This window comes from Streptomyces sp. NPDC005899 (assembly GCF_040629645.1).
Lineage (GTDB): Bacteria > Actinomycetota > Actinomycetes > Streptomycetales > Streptomycetaceae > Streptomyces.
Genome location: NZ_JBEXWB010000009.1, coordinates 39,821 through 54,700 on the forward strand (window position 1 = coordinate 39,821; position 14,880 = coordinate 54,700).

General features: G+C 73.6%; 15 protein-coding genes. 9 read left to right on the top strand and 6 right to left on the bottom strand.

From position 1 onward, the window contains the following. Positions 1-53: 53 nt before the first annotated feature. The 6 genes from ABZ371_RS02455 (at position 54) to ABZ371_RS02480 (ending at position 6,410) form a co-directional block, all read left to right on the top strand. Positions 54-1,382 carry an amidase gene (locus tag ABZ371_RS02455; RefSeq protein WP_358672725.1) on the top strand — a complete coding sequence of 443 codons (1,329 nt, stop codon included), beginning with the start codon at positions 54-56 and terminating at the stop codon, positions 1,380-1,382. Positions 1,383-1,392: 10 nt separating this feature from the next. Beyond that, a complete protein-coding gene (locus tag ABZ371_RS02460) occupies positions 1,393-2,421 on the top strand; it encodes a 3-oxoacyl-[acyl-carrier-protein] synthase III C-terminal domain-containing protein (RefSeq protein WP_358672726.1) in 1,029 nt (342 codons plus the stop codon). A 61-nt stretch (positions 2,422-2,482) separates the two neighbouring features. After that, a complete protein-coding gene (locus ABZ371_RS02465; RefSeq protein ID WP_358672727.1) occupies positions 2,483-2,779 on the top strand; it encodes an acyl carrier protein in 297 nt (98 codons plus the stop codon). Beyond that, entirely contained in the window at positions 2,776-4,296 is a 1,521-nt protein-coding gene (locus tag ABZ371_RS02470; protein WP_358672728.1) for an AMP-binding protein, read from the top strand. The genes ABZ371_RS02465 and ABZ371_RS02470 overlap by 4 nt, the downstream gene beginning before the upstream one ends. A 917-nt stretch (positions 4,297-5,213) precedes the next feature. Beyond that, positions 5,214-5,426: a hypothetical protein gene (locus ABZ371_RS02475; RefSeq protein ID WP_358672729.1), complete on the top strand. Its 213-nt coding sequence runs from the start codon at positions 5,214-5,216 to the stop codon at positions 5,424-5,426. Positions 5,427-5,519: 93 nt separating this feature from the next. Further along, entirely contained in the window at positions 5,520-6,410 is an 891-nt protein-coding gene (locus ABZ371_RS02480) for a universal stress protein (RefSeq protein ID WP_358672730.1), read from the top strand. Between the two features lie 140 nt (positions 6,411-6,550). Here ABZ371_RS02480 and ABZ371_RS02485 read toward each other — a convergent pair whose 3' ends face one another. Continuing rightward, on the bottom strand, positions 6,551-6,721 hold the full coding sequence (locus ABZ371_RS02485; protein WP_358672731.1) for a hypothetical protein: 171 nt from the start codon (positions 6,719-6,721) through the stop codon (positions 6,551-6,553). Between the two features lie 170 nt (positions 6,722-6,891). Between ABZ371_RS02485 and ABZ371_RS02490 the strand changes: the two genes are divergently transcribed. Continuing rightward, complete coding sequence (locus tag ABZ371_RS02490; protein ID WP_358672732.1) at positions 6,892-7,332, top strand: ATP-binding protein; 441 nt, start codon at positions 6,892-6,894, stop codon at positions 7,330-7,332. 304 nt (positions 7,333-7,636) lie between these two features. On the opposite strand, the gene ABZ371_RS02495 is transcribed toward ABZ371_RS02490, so the two are convergent. After that, entirely contained in the window at positions 7,637-7,810 is a 174-nt protein-coding gene (locus tag ABZ371_RS02495; RefSeq protein ID WP_358672733.1) for a CsbD family protein, read from the bottom strand. Positions 7,811-7,921: 111 nt separating this feature from the next. On the opposite strand from ABZ371_RS02495, the gene ABZ371_RS02500 reads away from it, so the two are divergent. Continuing rightward, the gene (locus ABZ371_RS02500) at positions 7,922-9,190 is read left to right on the top strand and encodes an MFS transporter (RefSeq protein ID WP_358672734.1); all 1,269 of its coding nucleotides are present in this window, start codon (positions 7,922-7,924) and stop codon (positions 9,188-9,190) included. Between the two features lie 53 nt (positions 9,191-9,243). Here ABZ371_RS02500 and ABZ371_RS02505 read toward each other — a convergent pair whose 3' ends face one another. From ABZ371_RS02505 to ABZ371_RS02520, 4 genes are all read right to left on the bottom strand, one after another. Next, positions 9,244-10,041 (bottom strand): VOC family protein, encoded by a 798-nt coding sequence (locus tag ABZ371_RS02505; protein WP_358672735.1) that lies wholly within the window; start codon positions 10,039-10,041, stop codon positions 9,244-9,246. A gap of 79 nt (positions 10,042-10,120) precedes the next feature. Continuing rightward, positions 10,121-11,455 carry a carboxyl transferase domain-containing protein gene (locus ABZ371_RS02510; RefSeq protein ID WP_358672739.1) on the bottom strand — a complete coding sequence of 445 codons (1,335 nt, stop codon included), beginning with the start codon at positions 11,453-11,455 and terminating at the stop codon, positions 10,121-10,123. A gap of 19 nt (positions 11,456-11,474) precedes the next feature. Further along, positions 11,475-12,932 carry an acyl-CoA synthetase gene (locus ABZ371_RS02515; protein ID WP_358672736.1) on the bottom strand — a complete coding sequence of 486 codons (1,458 nt, stop codon included), beginning with the start codon at positions 12,930-12,932 and terminating at the stop codon, positions 11,475-11,477. A 52-nt stretch (positions 12,933-12,984) separates the two neighbouring features. Then, complete coding sequence (locus ABZ371_RS02520; RefSeq protein WP_358672737.1) at positions 12,985-14,196, bottom strand: MFS transporter; 1,212 nt, start codon at positions 14,194-14,196, stop codon at positions 12,985-12,987. 162 nt (positions 14,197-14,358) lie between these two features. Here ABZ371_RS02520 and ABZ371_RS02525 point away from each other — a divergent pair, with 162 nt between their 5' ends. Next, on the top strand, positions 14,359-14,790 hold the full coding sequence (locus ABZ371_RS02525) for an Lrp/AsnC family transcriptional regulator (RefSeq protein ID WP_358672738.1): 432 nt from the start codon (positions 14,359-14,361) through the stop codon (positions 14,788-14,790). The last annotated feature ends 90 nt before the right edge of the window (positions 14,791-14,880 follow it).

A 14,880-nucleotide genomic window follows, 5' to 3' on the forward strand; every position in this document is an offset into this window, starting at 1 on the left:
TCGGCCCGCCGACCGGAACACATGCCCGCCGACCGGAACGTACGAAGGAAATCATGGAAGATCTTGTTCAGCCCCTGTCACTGACGGACGTCGCCGAAAGCCTGCGGACGGGTGCCGCCGAGCCGCAGAAGTACGTGGCCAGGACCGTCGAGCGCATCGCGGAAGTGGACGGTGTCGTCCAGTCCTTCGTGGCGGAGCCCGGCCGGGCGGACCGGCTGGCCCACGCGGCCCGGGAAGCCGCCGGGCGCGGGACGGTGCCGGGCGACCGGCCCGCGCTGTACGGGGTCCCGGTCGGGATCAAGGACATCATCCACGTCGAGGGGCTGCCCACCGGGGCGGGATCGGCGCTGCCGCCCGAGGTCCTGGCAGGAGGGCAGGCCACGGTCGTGGACCGGCTGCTCGAGGCCGGCGCGGTCATCGCGGGGAAGACGGTGACGGGCGAGTTCGCCGTCACGGCGCCGGGGCCCACCCGTAATCCGCACCGGCCGGAGCACACCCCGGGCGGATCGAGCAGCGGCTCCGCCGCGGCCGTCGCCGCGGGTCTGGTTCCGCTCGCCATCGGTACCCAGACCATCGGGTCGCTCATCCGCCCCGCCGCGTACTGCGGAGTGGTCGGCTTCAAGCCCAGCCACGGACGCATCCCGCTGGACGGTGTCCTCCCCGTCGCCCCGACCTTCGACACCGTCGGCATGATCACCGCTCGGGTCGCCGACGCCGCGCTGGCTGCGAGTTGTCTGTGCGACGACTGGCGGCCCGACCGGGCGACCCCCGGCCGGCCGGTGCTCGGCATACCGGAGGGCCCGTACATGAACTTCGCGGAGCCGGAGGCCCGCAGCGCCTTCGACGAGCAGGTGGCCGCGCTGCGCACGGCGGGCTACGACGTGGTGAGCGTCCCCATGTTCGAGAACTTCGAGGAAGAGGTCTTCGACTTCTTCGTGATCAACCTCTACGAGCTGTCCCAGGCCCACGCCGACTGGTTCGCGCGCTACGAGGAGCTCTACGACGCGCGCACCGCCGAGGCCATCCGCCAGGGCCAGGGTGCCCAGGCGTCCGACCACGCGGCCTCACTGGCGCGGGGCGAGGCGTTCCGTGACCGGCTGGCCGCCTCCACGGCCGAGCACGGCGTCGACCTGTGGATCACCCCCGCCGCCACCGGACCGGCTCCGCTCGGCCTGGAGAGCGCCGGGGACTCGGTGATGTCCCTGCCGTGGAGCGGCGTCGGCCTCCCGTGCCTCACCATCCCCACCGCCCGTCCCGCGGGCGCCCTGCCGCTCGGTTTCCAGTGCGTCGGCCGTGACGGCGAGGACGAGCGCCTGCTGCACTGGGCCCTCGACCTCGAGGCGGTACTCACCGCGCGGGGGGCCGGTACCCGTGAGAGCTGAAGGACGAGGCGTGGAGACTCCGGTGGAGATGGGCATCGTCGCGACCGGTACCGCGTTCGGCACCCTCTGCGACGTGGCCGGGACCGCGGGCGAGTACCTGCCCGATCCCGAGGTCGTCACCAAACTGGGCTACGAGAGCTATCACCGGGTGGCCGACGGTGTGACCGCGGTCGACCTGGCGGCCGAGGCGTCCCGCGTCGCCCTGAAGAACGCCGGCCTCGGCATCGGGGACGTGGACCTGATCGTCCTCGGCCACTCCGACATACCCCAGTACCTGGGGTGGGACCCCTCGGCGGCGGTGGCCAGGGCGCTCGGCGCCCACGGCACCCCCACCGTGCTGTTCACCCAGTCCTGTGCCGCGTGGTCGTCGGCGTTCGACCACGCGGCGGGCGCGATGGCGCTCTCGCCCGACACGGGCACCGTACTGGTGGCCATGGTCAACGTGGTCAGCGAGACGCACACCAACCGGATGGACTTCAACGGCACCATCGCCAGCGACGGAGCCGCCGCCGCTGTCCTGCGCCGTGGCCATCCACGCCTCCGCCGGCTCTCCTCCGCCGCCTTCACCGATCCCGAGTACGCGGACCTGTTCCGTATCGACATCGGTGGTTCCGCCCACCCCGTACCGCCCCCGGGCCGGACCCATCGCGACCTGGACCCGATGATCGCGGTCTACGAGCACTTCGGCGCGGACCCCGAGCGCTTCGGGCGGTTCGTCGGGGAGGTCGTCGGACGGTTCGCCGACGTGGTTGACAAGGCTCTGGCGCGGGCCGGCCGGGACCGGAGCGAACTGGCCCGGCTCGTCTACCTCAACGACAGCCAACGGGCGATCCGCGGCGCCGCCGACGCGATCGGCGTTCCCGTCGCCCGCACCAACGCCGAACTCGCCCGACGACTCGGGCACATGGGCGCTGCCGATCAGCTGGTCTCCCTCCACCTGCTCGCGGAGGCCGGGGAGCTGGCCCCGGGGGACCTCGTCGCCCTCGCGGGTGTCGCCTCCCCCGGCATGCACTGGTTCTGCACGCTCGTCGAGGTGTGAGACCGGAACATCGAGACGAGGCAGTGCTCCCCGTGTCACGACCCCAGGATGGGAAACAGGAATGACCACCGAGTCCGGCATCGAGCCGGAGACACTGATCGGGATCTCCGAGGACGAGATCGCCCGATTCGTCGTCGAGCGCTTTCTTCCCGACGTCGAGTGGAGCGAACTCGACCCGGACTACGACCTGCTGGCGACCGGAGTGGTCGACAGCCTCGGGGTGCTGCACATCGCGAGCTGGCTGGGGAAGCAGCACGGCATCACCCTGACCGGCCCCGAACTGACGGCCGGTAACTTCCGTTCCGTGCGGACCATCCGGGCGACGGCCGAGCGGGCGGAAGCGGGTGGCGCGGCATGACCCGCTCGCTCGTCGCGTCGTTCACGGCCCGCGCGGCCGCCCAGCCCGGCGCACCCGCGCTCATCTGGGAGGACCGGCCCGTAAGTTACGGCGATCTGTACGCCATGGCGGCCAGGGCACGCACCCAGGTCGAGGAGGCGGCGCCGGACGCCGAGCGTCCCGTCGGTCTGCTGGTACGCAAGTCACCGGAAGCCGTGGCGCTGGTGCTCGGCTGCCTGATGGCCGGCCGCACCTTCCTGCTGCCCTCGCACGAGCTGCCCGACGCCCCCCTGAAAGCCCTGTACCAGCAGGCGGGGTGCGCGGTGGTGCTCGGCCTCGCCGACGCCCCGCCCGTCGACCGGGTGGTGGATCCGGCCGGGGCTCCCAAGAGCTGTGCGGAGTACCCCCCCGCCGCGGCCGTCGACGACGAAGCCGTGACCTTCATGCTCACCACGTCCGGCTCGACCGGTCTGCCCAAGGTCGTTCCGCTGTCGTCCGGCGCGGTCGGCCGTTTCACCGAGTGGGCGGCCGAGACCTTCGGGATCACGACCGGCGTCGCTGTCCTCAACTACGCGCCGCTCAACTTCGACCTCTGCATGCTGGACGTGTGGACGACGCTGGCGTACGGCGGCACCGTCGTGCTGGTCGACCCGGGCAGGGGTGCCTCGGCCGGCTATCTGCGTGATCTGGTCGCCGATCACGCGGTGTCCGTGGTCCAGGGAGTGCCGCTGCTCTTCCAGCTGCTCGCGGAGGCGACAGCGCAGAGCGGTCCTCTCGACACGCCCGAGCACGTCATCTTCGCCGGTGACAGCATGCCCGCTCGGGTGCTGGCCGGGGTGCCCACCACCTTCTCCAAGGCACGCTGGTACAACAACTACGGTTGTACCGAGACGAACAACAGCTTCCTCCACGAAGTGGACCAGGACCGGCCCCTCCGTACCCCGCTGCCGATCGGCCGGCCGCTGGCCGGTGTGCGCTGGTTGGTCATCGGCCAGGACGGCCGGGCGCTGACCGGCCCCGGTCAGGGTGAGCTGCTGGTCAACACCCCTTTCCAGAGCGCGGGATACGTGAACGCGCCCAACGGGAAGACCTTCGCCCCGCACCCGGACGGTGCACCCGGCCTCGTCTACTACCGCACCGGCGACATGGTCACCGTGCACGAGGACGGCGCCCTGAGCGTGATCGGCCGGACCGACTACCTGGTGAAGGTGCGTGGTTTCCAGGTCAGCACCCAGAGTGTGGAGCAGATCCTCCTGGACCACCCGGCCGTCGCCGAGGCCGCCGTCATCGCCCTCCCCGATCCGGTCGCCGGCCACCGCCTGCACGCCCGCCTTCGGCTGACCGATGCGGGACGGGTGAACAGCCTCTCGCTGCGCCAGCACTGCTCGGAGCGAACGGTACGCGCGGCGATCCCCAGCGTGTTCGAGATGGTGACGGACCCGCTGCCCAGGACCTCCACCGGCAAGGTCGACCGCAACCGGATCAAGGCCCGCCTTCTCGCAGCCGAGGAGGAGCCGGCCCGGACTCCGCGGCCCTGAGGCCGTGGTCCACTCGGCCCCGACGTGACCGGATGCGGTGCGGTGAACGCCGCACCGCGTCCGCCGGAGCCGGATCGAGTGAGGAGCGACCTGACCCACCCGGCCCCGGCCCACGGACATCCTGACCTCGCCTTCGCGCAGCCGTCAGGCGGCGGCGGGCCGGCCCCTGACGCACGGCACGCACCTGCGGCGGATACCGGAACCGCCCACGACGTGCGTCCCCTGACGGGTGAGACTCACCCGTCGGCAGCGGCCTGGCCCTGCCGACGGCAGCCTTCGCTCCGGGCAGCCGCAACGACGCCTCGTGATGCTCCTTGCTCCTCCCCACCTCGCTCACCCACACGGTGTCCTCGTCGCTGGCCGATGCGGTCACGACGTGGAGGTCGTATCCCGCTTCGCGCGGACCCTCGGCGCCGGCGACCGGTACGGCGACCACCTCCGCCCGGCGCCGTCAGGGCTCGGACGGCCCTGGTGCGTGGATACGGCATCGTCATGGTGGCGGCGGTAGGCGATAGGTGGTGGGCGGCGCCGGCCGACGTGCGCGGCGTCCCGTCGTCAGGCTCCGGGGCGTCGCCGCGACCGGGTCCGGCGACCGGGTCCGGCCGTGGCGCGGCGCGCTCGCACTGTCGTGAACTGACGGCTACTTTGACCGTATATGTCATGCGAGAGACGGGCCCCCTCCGGTGGTCTCCCCTGCCACGGCCGTCGGTCCGCGACCACCCGGCTTCCCGTACGACCGCGACGGTGCACCGTGAGGGAGGGGCCCTGGTGCCGACCCGGCCGCCCGACGGGCCCGGGTGCGGCGAGCGAGGGGCTCCCGCGCCCGCACCGCCGACGCGTCGGCGGTGTCACCGGCCGGCCGGGCGACCCGTCCCGCATGCGTGACCGGACATCACGAGCCAAGGCGAGGAGCCACGATGCATCTGCCCACTGTCCACCACTGGATCATCACCCTGCGGTGGGAGGTCGCCGGCACCCCCGTCCGGCGCACCGTGGAGGGCACGGTCCTGATCGAGCCCGGTCAGACACGGCAGGAGGCATACCGGCAGCTCGTCGCCGCCGCCGCCGACCAGGTGGGAGCGGCCGAGTCGGCCGTCGAGTTCTTCGCCCTCGAACCCGACCAGCTCTGAGGAGCCCCCGTGCGGGCCGCGCGGGCCCGAGGTGATCCGCTCCACCCCGGACTAAGGCCCCCCGCACCCGGCCCCCGCACAAGGAGAGTCGCCATGCAACGCCCCATCGTCGCCGGAGTCGACGGTACGGCCGACAGCCTGATCGCGGCGGGCTGGGCCGCGGCCGAGGCGCGCCGGCACGGAGCACCCCTGGTGCTCCTCCACGGCCACGTCCCCCAGGGCAGGGGGTCCCATCCCCTGCTCGCCGGCAGAACGGAGCACGAGCGCCGCGCCGCGGGACAGCTGCTCGACGACGCACTGGCATGGGTGCGCGACCACTACGACGACATCGAGGTGAGTGCTGAACTGGCGGTGCGGCCGGAGGCGGATTTCCTCGTCGAGCGCGGCGCGGACGCGCGGATGCTCGTGGTCGGCTCTCGCCGGCCGGGCCCGATGACGGGCTTCTTCCTCGGATCGGTCGGCCTCCGCGTACTGAGCCGGGCGGCCTGCCCGGTCGTCATGATCCGCGGCGGGGCAGCCGGCCGCCACCGGGGGAGCGGCGAGGTCGTGGCAGGGGTCCCGCGGGAGGAGGAGGCGGACGCGGTGCTGGACTTCGCCTTCCGGGCGGCGGCCGCGCGCGGTGTCCCGCTGCGGGCGGCGCGCGCCTGGCACCTGCCCACCCTCCTCGTCAACGACCCCGACCTGGTGCGCCGCTCCCAGGAGAGCGGCGGGCCGGAGGAAGCACAGCGCCTCGCCCTGGCGGACCAGCTGGTGCCGTGGCGGCGGCGTCATCCGCAGGTCGCGGTGGTGGAGCACGTCGAAGCCGGGCCGACCGCCGAGATGCTGGTGGCTCTGGCGGCGTCGGCCCAGCTTCTCGTCGTCGGCCGCCGCGCCGCACCCCGCAGCCGGTACGTGGGGCACGTGGCCCACGCGACCCTGCACTTCGCCGACGTGCCCATCGCCCTCGTCCCGCGATCGTCGGTGCCGCCCGCCGCCGACGAGTGAGACGCGCGCGCCCCGGCCGCACGTCCGAGCCCTCCGCGGGTTCCGGCCCGACCGGCGACAGCCCCGTCCCCGTGAGCGTTCCGGGGGCGGGGCTGTCGCGTCCTGCGGGCCGCACCGGGCCCGTCGGCCCGGTGGCGGCGTCAGCGTCTGCGGGCGGGGCGGCCGGCGCCGATGCCGGCGACGTGCAGGGCGAGGCAGATGAGGCCCAGCAGCATGACGTTCACGGAGGAGAAGACGTCGTTGGTGGCGATGTCGGCTGCGTTGATCAGGAACGCGATGAAGAACAGAACGGCGGCGGCTATACCGAGCATGGGATTGCTCCTCTCGAAGGGGTGAGGTGCGTGTGCCCGGACATCCCGCGGACAGGCCCCCGTTTTCGCTCCGGCTTCCACGAGGCCGTCCGGGGCCGCCCGCACGCCGCCCGGGTGGGCGCCGAACGCGGGGGTAGACGAGTGGGGAGAAACCGAGTGAGGAGGGGTCGATGACGAAGGACACGTCACTGCGTGCTGTGGGATGGGCACAGACGTTCCCGATGTCGCGCGGTGTGCGGGCGGGCCGCCAATGGACGCGTGAGCACCTGGCGTCCCTGCCATGGACACAGGACGCGCCCGAGACGGTGGACGCGATCCTGCTCAGCGTCTCCGAACTCATCACCAACGCCCACGTCCACGCGCACAGCGACGCCCAGCTGATCCTCACCTGGGACAGCCGATGCCTGCACGTGAGCGTGCACGACTCCGACCCGGTGCCGCCCTCCCGGCGGCCCGAGGACCTCACCACGACGGGAGGGCGCGGGCTGGCCATCGTCGACGCGCTCGCCGACGGATGGTCCACGCATCCGCAGAGGTCCGGGAAGACCGTCACCGCCTGCTTCGTACCGCCGGGCTCCCCGAAGCCCGCGCACGGCGACGCCGTCAGCTGATCCGGGTGCGTGAGCGGCCGGGCCGGAACACCGGCCACGGCCGCTCACGCCCGCCCTCTCCCGTCCCACCCTCCTCACACACGTCACGGACTTCCGGGCCGTCCGGAACACGGGTACTCCCGCGTCCGCGACACCGGGAGCGCGCTCCCGCCTCCGACCCGGCATCGGTACGTGCTCATGCGTGTGGCCCGGCACAGGTGCCGGGCCACACGCATGAAAGGGGAGCGTCTCGCGCTCGTGGCGAGGCCCCGGACCGAGTCCGGGGTCCCGCCTCCCGGACCGAGCCCGGGAGTGTCTGCGGGAGTCAGTGCTTGAAGGCGTCCTTGGCCTTCTCCTTGGCCTGGCGGGCGTCTCCCTTGGCCTGGTCTGCCTGCCCCTCGGCCGTCAGGCGCTCGTTGCCGGTGGCCCGGCCGGCGGCTTCCTTGACCTTGCCCTTGGCCTGCTCGGTCTTGGCCTGGGTCTTCTCTTCAGCAGCCATGTCGATCACACCTTGTTCTGTGGGCGTCGGGAACACCTTCCGTATGACCGGGACCGGCGCGGGCAAACACCGTGCCGCCGAACGGGTTCCCGGCGGCCGTTACCATCCCCCGTGACCGAAACAGCCGAAGCCCGTGTATCTCGCACACGCATATTCGCCGACCTGACGCCCCTGCGGACCTCGCCCGACTACCGGAGGCTCTGGTTCGGGAACACCGTGTCCTGGATCGGGCAGGGCATGACCGCACTGGCCGTCTCGCTCCAGGTCTACGACATCACCGGGTCGGCGTTCTCCGTCGGGCTGACCGGTCTCTGCTCCCTCGTGCCGCTGGTGCTGCTCGGTCTGTACAGCGGAGCCGTGGCGGACACCGTCGACCGCCGCAAGCTGGGTCTGTTCAGCGCCGCCGGGTCCTTCGTCCTCTCCGTGGCCCTGGCCTCCGTGGCCTTCGCCGGGATCGAGGACGTCGGCCTCCTCTACGCGGTCGTCGCCCTCCAGGCCGCCTGCTTCGCCCTCAACTCGCCGGCCCGCAGCTCGATGATCGCCCGCCTGCTGCCGGCCGGGCAGCTGCCCGCCGCCAACGCCCTCAACTCCATGACGTCCACCACGGGCGGTCTCGTCGGGCCGATGCTCGGCGGCCTCGTCGTCGGCTGGTGGGGGTACCGCGCCGCCTACACCGTCGACGCCGTCACCTTCACCGCCTCGCTGTACGCGATGTGGCGGCTGCCGTCGATGCTCCCCGACCGGGCGGACGGGGGGAAGGCGGCCGGACGGGCCTCCGTCGCGGACGGCCTGCGCTTCCTGGGGACCCGGCCCAATCTGCGGATGACCTTCTTCAGCGATCTGTGCGCCATGGTCCTCGCGCAGCCGCGTGCGCTGTTCCCGGTGGTCGCCGTGCTGTGGTTCGGGGGCGACGCCCGGACGACCGGGCTGCTGGTCGCCGCCCCGGCGCTGGGCGCGCTCCTCGGCAGCGTGTTCTCCGGCTGGCTGGGGCGGATCCGCCGGCACGGGCTCGCGGTCCTGATCGCGGTGGGCTGCTGGGGCGGCGCCATCGCGGTGTTCGGGCTGGCCAGACAGCTCTGGCTCGGCCTGCTCCTCCTGGCGGTCGCGGGATGCGCGGACTCCATATCCATGGTCTTCCGCAACACGATGCTCCAGGCGGCGGCACCGGACGAGATGCGCGGGCGGCTCCAGGGTGTGTTCATCGTCGTCGTGGCGGGCGGCCCCCGGCTCGGTGACCTGGTGGCCGGCTCCGTCGCCGACCTGGCGTCACCGGCCGTGGCCGTGACCGGCGGAGGCCTCGCGTGCGTCCTGGGGGTGTGCCTGCTCGGCCTGCGCGGCCGGGGGTTCACGCACTACGACGCCCGGGACCCGCAGCCGTAGGCCCCGGCCCCGGGCCCTTCCGCGGAGCCCCCGGCCCGCGGGGCCGCCGCCGCTCAGGTGACGTCCGTGATCCGCGGCATCTCACCCGCCGTCGTGGAGACGTCGATGAGTGAGAAGACCGCGCCCTGAGGGTCGGTCAGGGCGGCGAACCGGCCGAACGGCATGGTCATCGGGCCGAACCGGAGCTCCGCCCCGAGCGACTTCGCCCTGTCCACCGCCCCGTCGCAGTCGGCGACCGTGAAGTACACGTTCAGGTGGGCCGGCACCTCGGGCGGGAAGTCCTCGCCCATCTTCATCCGGCCGAGCACCGGGTCCCCGCCCAGGTCGTAGAGCGAGAAGTCGATCGCGTCGTCCTCCAGGTGCTTCACCCCGTATCCGAAGACGGCCGGGAAGAACGCGTCCGCCTTCGCCGGGTCCCGGGTGTACACCTCCGCCCACGCGTACGCGCCGGGCACCGTCCGGGCCTGGAAACCCTCGTGGCTGCCCGCCTGCCACGCCCCGAAGGGGGTCCCGGCGGGGTCGGCGGCCAGCACCATCGTCCCGAAGTCGCCGACCCTCATCGGCTCCACCAGCACCTCGCCCCCGTGCTCGCGGATCTTCGCGGTGGTGGCCGCGGCATCCGGGGAGGCGAGGTAGAGCGTCCAGGCGGGAGGCGACTCCTGACCGGGCATGGGGGGCGACAGGGCGGCGACGGCCTTGCCGTCCACGTACGCCTGGGTGTAGTTGCCGTACTCGGGCATCGATTCGCCGTAGGTCCAGCCCAGGACCTCACCGTAGAAGCGCTTGGCACCGTCGAGGTCGCCGAACGTACCGTCGGCCCAGCACGGGGTTCCCTCGGATTCTGCGGCCATGACCGGACCCCTCTTCACTCGGCGGATGGTCCCTCCTGCCACGCTAGCCAACCGTCGCCCGCGCGGCGCGCCGAGCGTCTCAGCGCTCCCGCCCGGCCGGACCGACCACGGACCGGGCGACGCCGAGTTCCACCAGGTCCTGCGGGCGCAGGCGGAGCTGGTCGGCGGTGGCACGCACCTCGTCCGGACCGCGCTTGAGGATGGCGGCGGCCGATTCGGGGGCGATGACGGAGAAGTAGCTGTCCGACGTGACGTGGGTGTTGTCCGGCGCCGCCAGGGCGAGCGCGCCGCCGGAGCCGCCCTCGCCGATCACGAGGGTCGTCACCGGGACCCGGGCGCCGGCGATCGCCGCGAAGGCCCCGGCGATGGCCGCTCCCGCGCCCGTCCGCTCGGCCTCGGCGTCGTTGGCCGCGCCGGGGGTGTCGACCAGGGTGAGCACGGGGATGCCGAGCCGGTCCGCGAGGTGGATCACCCGGGACGCCGTGCGGTAGCCGGCCGGGAGCGTGGCGGTGCCGCACTGGGCGACGTACGCCACAGGCCGTCCGTCGTGCAGCCCGACCCCGCAGAGCAGCCCGGGATCGACGCCCCCGCAGCGGTCACCGCTCAGCGGCAGGCGGTCCTCGAAGTACGCGTCCAGGTAGGCCGCGGCCCGGGGCCGTTCCGGCGCACGGGCCCGCTCCACCGCGTCCCAGCCGGTCTCCGGCAGGCCGGTGGCCGACAGCGGGTCCGGCAGCGGAGCCGGGTGCGCGGGTCCGGACACCGTCAGCGCGGCCAGCCAGCGGCCCAGCGTCGCCGGCAGTTCCCCGGCCGGCACCACCGCGTCGATCTGGCCCGCCGCCCACTGCCCCTCGGCGGTGTAGGCGTACGGGTCCGCGCCGGCCGGCCGCACCCGGGAGCCGGCGAACCCGATCTGCGCCCCGGGCAGGGCCAGCACCACATCGGCCCCCGCCCCCAGGGTGGCCCAGCCGCCCCCGGTCATGGGGTCCCGCGCCACCGCGATCTGCGGCAGCCCCGCCGCGCGCAGCAGTGCGGAGGCGCGTGCCACCCGCTGGAGCTGGGTCAGCGCGACCATCCCCTCCTGCATCCGGCTGCCGCCGGTCGCGACGAGGGAGACGAGCGGCAGCCGCCGTTCGCGGGCCAGCGCGTACGCGGACTCCAGCCGGTCCCCGGAGCACCCGCCGAGCGAGCCGCCCAGGAAGCCGAACTCGAAGGAGACCAGGACGCAGGGGTGGCCGGCGACGTCCGCCACCCCGTGGAGGACCGACTCGTCCTCGCCGGTCCGGGCCGCGGCGCGCGCCCGGGACTCCCCGTAACCCGCCCAGCCCAGCGGCCCGTCGGCCGGGCCCGGGCACCGTGGCGGGCGGTGTTCGGTGAAGTCGCCGGCGATCGCGGCGATGATCTCCCGCGCCGCCATGCGGCCGTCACCGGGGGCGTCAGGCACCGAGCGACCTCTTCATGATCTTGCCCAGCTCGTTCCGGGGCAGGGCGTCGAGGTGGTGGACGACGCGCGGGCGTTTGTGCGGGGCCAGCAGGGCGGACACGTGGTCCGCCAGCTCGCGCTCGCCGGGCGGGGCGGCCGGGTCGGCCGGGACGACCCAGGCCACGATCCGCTCGCCCAGATCGGGATCGGGCTCACCGGTGACGGCGGCCTCACGCACCCCCGGGTGGTCCAGCAGGGCGTTCTCGATCTCGCCCGCGCCGATCTTGTAGCCGCCGCTCTTGATCAGGTCGGTGGCCTTGCGCCCGACGATCCGCACGTAGCCGTCGGGGTCGACCGTGGCCATGTCGCCCGTGCGGAAGAAGCCGTCCTCGGTGAACGCCGCGGCCGTGGCGTCGGGGCGGTCGAGGTAGCCGGTGAAGACGTTCGGCCCGCGCACCTGGATCTCCCCGATGGACGCCGGGTCCTCGAGCACGGTGCCGTCCTCCTCGACGAGCCGCAGCTCCACCCCGGACAGCGGCGGACCGACCGTACCCGCGCGCGGGGCGCCGTCGGCCCGTACGCCCGTGTTCATCAGGGTCTCCGTCATGCCGTACCGCTCGATGACGCGGCGGCCGGTGGCGGCGGCGATCCGTTCGTGGTCGTGGACGGGCAGGGCCGCCGATCCGGAGACGAGCAACCGGGCGCCCGCGAGGGCCTCCTTCAGCCGTCCGGGGCCGTCCGGGTCGTCCAGCGCGCCGGCCAGCCGGTGGTACATCGTGGGCACGCCGAACAGCATGGTGCCCCCGGAGAGCAGTTCCCGGGCCACTCCCTCGGGGGAGAAGCGCCCCAGGTGTCGCACCGAGCCGCCCCGGCGCAGCGGGCCGAGAACGCCCAGGATCAGGCCGTGCACGTGGAACAGGGGCAGGGCGTGCACGAGGACGTCGTCGGCGGTCCACCGCCAGGCGTCCTCCAGCGCGTCCAGCGAGGCGGCGATCGCCCGGCGGGGGAGGACCGCGCCCTTGGGCGGGCCCGTCGTGCCGGAGGTGTAGACGATCAGGGCCGGGGCGTCCGGGGAGGGCTCCGCGCCCGGGGCCTCCGCACCCGGCGCTGCCGTACCGGGGTCCAGCCGCCGCAGCCCGTCCAGCGCCGGCGGAAGCACCTCGTCCGCCCCGGCGAGCACGACGGAGGGGGCGCTGTCGCGGAGGATGTGCGTCAGTTCCCGGTCGCCCGTCCTCGGGTTGAGGGGTACGGCGGGCACCCCCGCGCGCAGGGCCGCCACCACCGCGACGACCGTCCGCGGGGTGGAGGTGGCCCAGACGGCGACGCGCCCCGCCCCCGCGATCCGCGCCGCCAGCGCGTCGGACGCCTCGGCCAGCCGGCCGTACGTGAGGCTGTGCGCGCCGAAGCGGACGGCTTCCGCGGCGTCCGGCCGGCCGGACGCTCCGTGCAGTGCGGGCAGAAGAAGGGTCACGCCACGCAGCCTAGGGTCTCGCCCGGCCGGCGGTCAGGGGATCGGGACACGGTCAGGCGTCCCGCCGTACGTTCCGCATCCGGCCGTACGCGTACACGGCTCCGGCCAGGGCCAGGTCCGAGAGCAGCATGAAGCCGATCGAGTACGAGCCCTTGGCGCTGTGGATCGCGCCCATCACCAGGGGCGGCACGAAGCCGCCGAGGCCGCCCGTCGCACCGACGATGCCCGTCACGCTGCCCACCGCGGCCTGCGGCGTCACCTGGGAGACCAGGGCGAAGACGCTGCCGCTCGCGGTGCCGAGCCCGGCCGCCATGCAGAGCAGCGCGATCGTGCCGACCGGGTCCAGGGACGGGTCGAAGGACTGGACGATCGCCGTCAGCGCGGTGGCCAGCAGGGCCCCGGCGGTGACCAGGGCCGGGTGGATCCGGTCGGAGAGCCAGCCCCCGACGGGCCGGAACACCACCGTCACCAGGGCGAACCCCGCCGCCTTCGTCCCGGCCTCGGTGGGTGACATCTCGTACCAGGTCTTCAGGTAGGTCGGCAGGTACACCCCGAACGCGACGATGCCGCCGAAGCCGATCGCGTACAGCGCGGACAGCTCCCAGGTGACCCGCAGGCGGCCGGCCTGCCCCAGCCGGTGGGCCGGCGAGGCCGTGGGCACCTGCCTGTCCGGGCGGTCCCGGAGCAGCGCGGCGGCGAGCAGCGCGTACGCCACGAGCGCCCCGGCGACGATGAGGAACGGCAGGTCGTCGCCGTGCTTCGCGATCCGGGGGGTGAAGTAGCCGGACAGGGCGACGCCTCCCATGCCCATGCCGAAGACGCCCAGCGCGAGGCCCCGTGCCGTGGGCGGGAACCACGAGTTCACGAGCGGGATGCCGATGGCGAACGTCGTACCGCCGAGCCCCAGCAGGAAGCCCACGGCGAGCATCGCCCCGTACGAGTCCGCCGCCGGGATCAGCAGCAGCACGGGGAGGACCGTCAGCGCCGACACGGCGGGGAACATGAGGCGGGCGCCGTACCTGTCGGTCAGCGCGCCGACCGGGATGCGGCCCAGCGAACCGACGAGTACCGGCACGGCGACCAGCAGCGACTGCTGGAACGAGGTGAGCCCGAGCCGCTCCTTGTAGTCACCCGACATGGGCGCGATCAGGTTCCACGCCCAGAAGGTGAGCGTGAAACCGGCCGTGGCCACGATCAGGTTCCGGTAGGCGGCGGCGGAGGGCTTCCGTTCAGGGGTGAGGGCCTGCTTGGCGGCTGTGTCCACACGGGCAAGTCAAGGGCGCGAGGGCGCGGGGGGCCCGCCGGGTTGCGCCATATGGGGAAGGGCGCCGGACGGCATACGCCCCTTGGGCCGTGGTGCCCCCGGGCCCCGCGCGGGGAGCCGCTCGCCCGCCGCTCACGGCCCCCGGCTGCGACAATCACCGGTATGGACCGGCTGGACAGAGAGATCCTCGGCATTCTCCAGGAGGACGCCCGGATCTCGTACCGCGATCTGGGCGCGCGTGTGGGACTGAGTGCCAACGCGGCGGGCGACCGCGTGCGGCGCATGCGCCGTGACGGCGTGATCCGGGGCTTCACGGTGATCATCGACCCGGCCGCCGACACCCGCACCGGCCTCGTCGTCTTCATCGAGGTGTCGCTGCGCCTCGACACGACGAACGAGGAGTTCGAGCGGGCCGTGCTCGCCCTGCCCGGCATCACCGAGGTGGTCCACGTGACAGGCGGACACGACTACCTGGTCCGGGCCACGGCGGCCGACTCCGGCTCCCTGGGGGCGCTCCTGAGCCGGCTGAAACGGGACGCGGGCGTCGCCCACTCCAACACCCGCATCGCGCTCAGAGCGGCGCCTGCCAGATGACCGTCGGGGAGCGGGTGCCGTCCTCCGCGCGCCCGTCGTCGGCGACCGCCAGGCGCACGGCGGGGCGCCCGCCGGGCAGCCGCGCGGTGA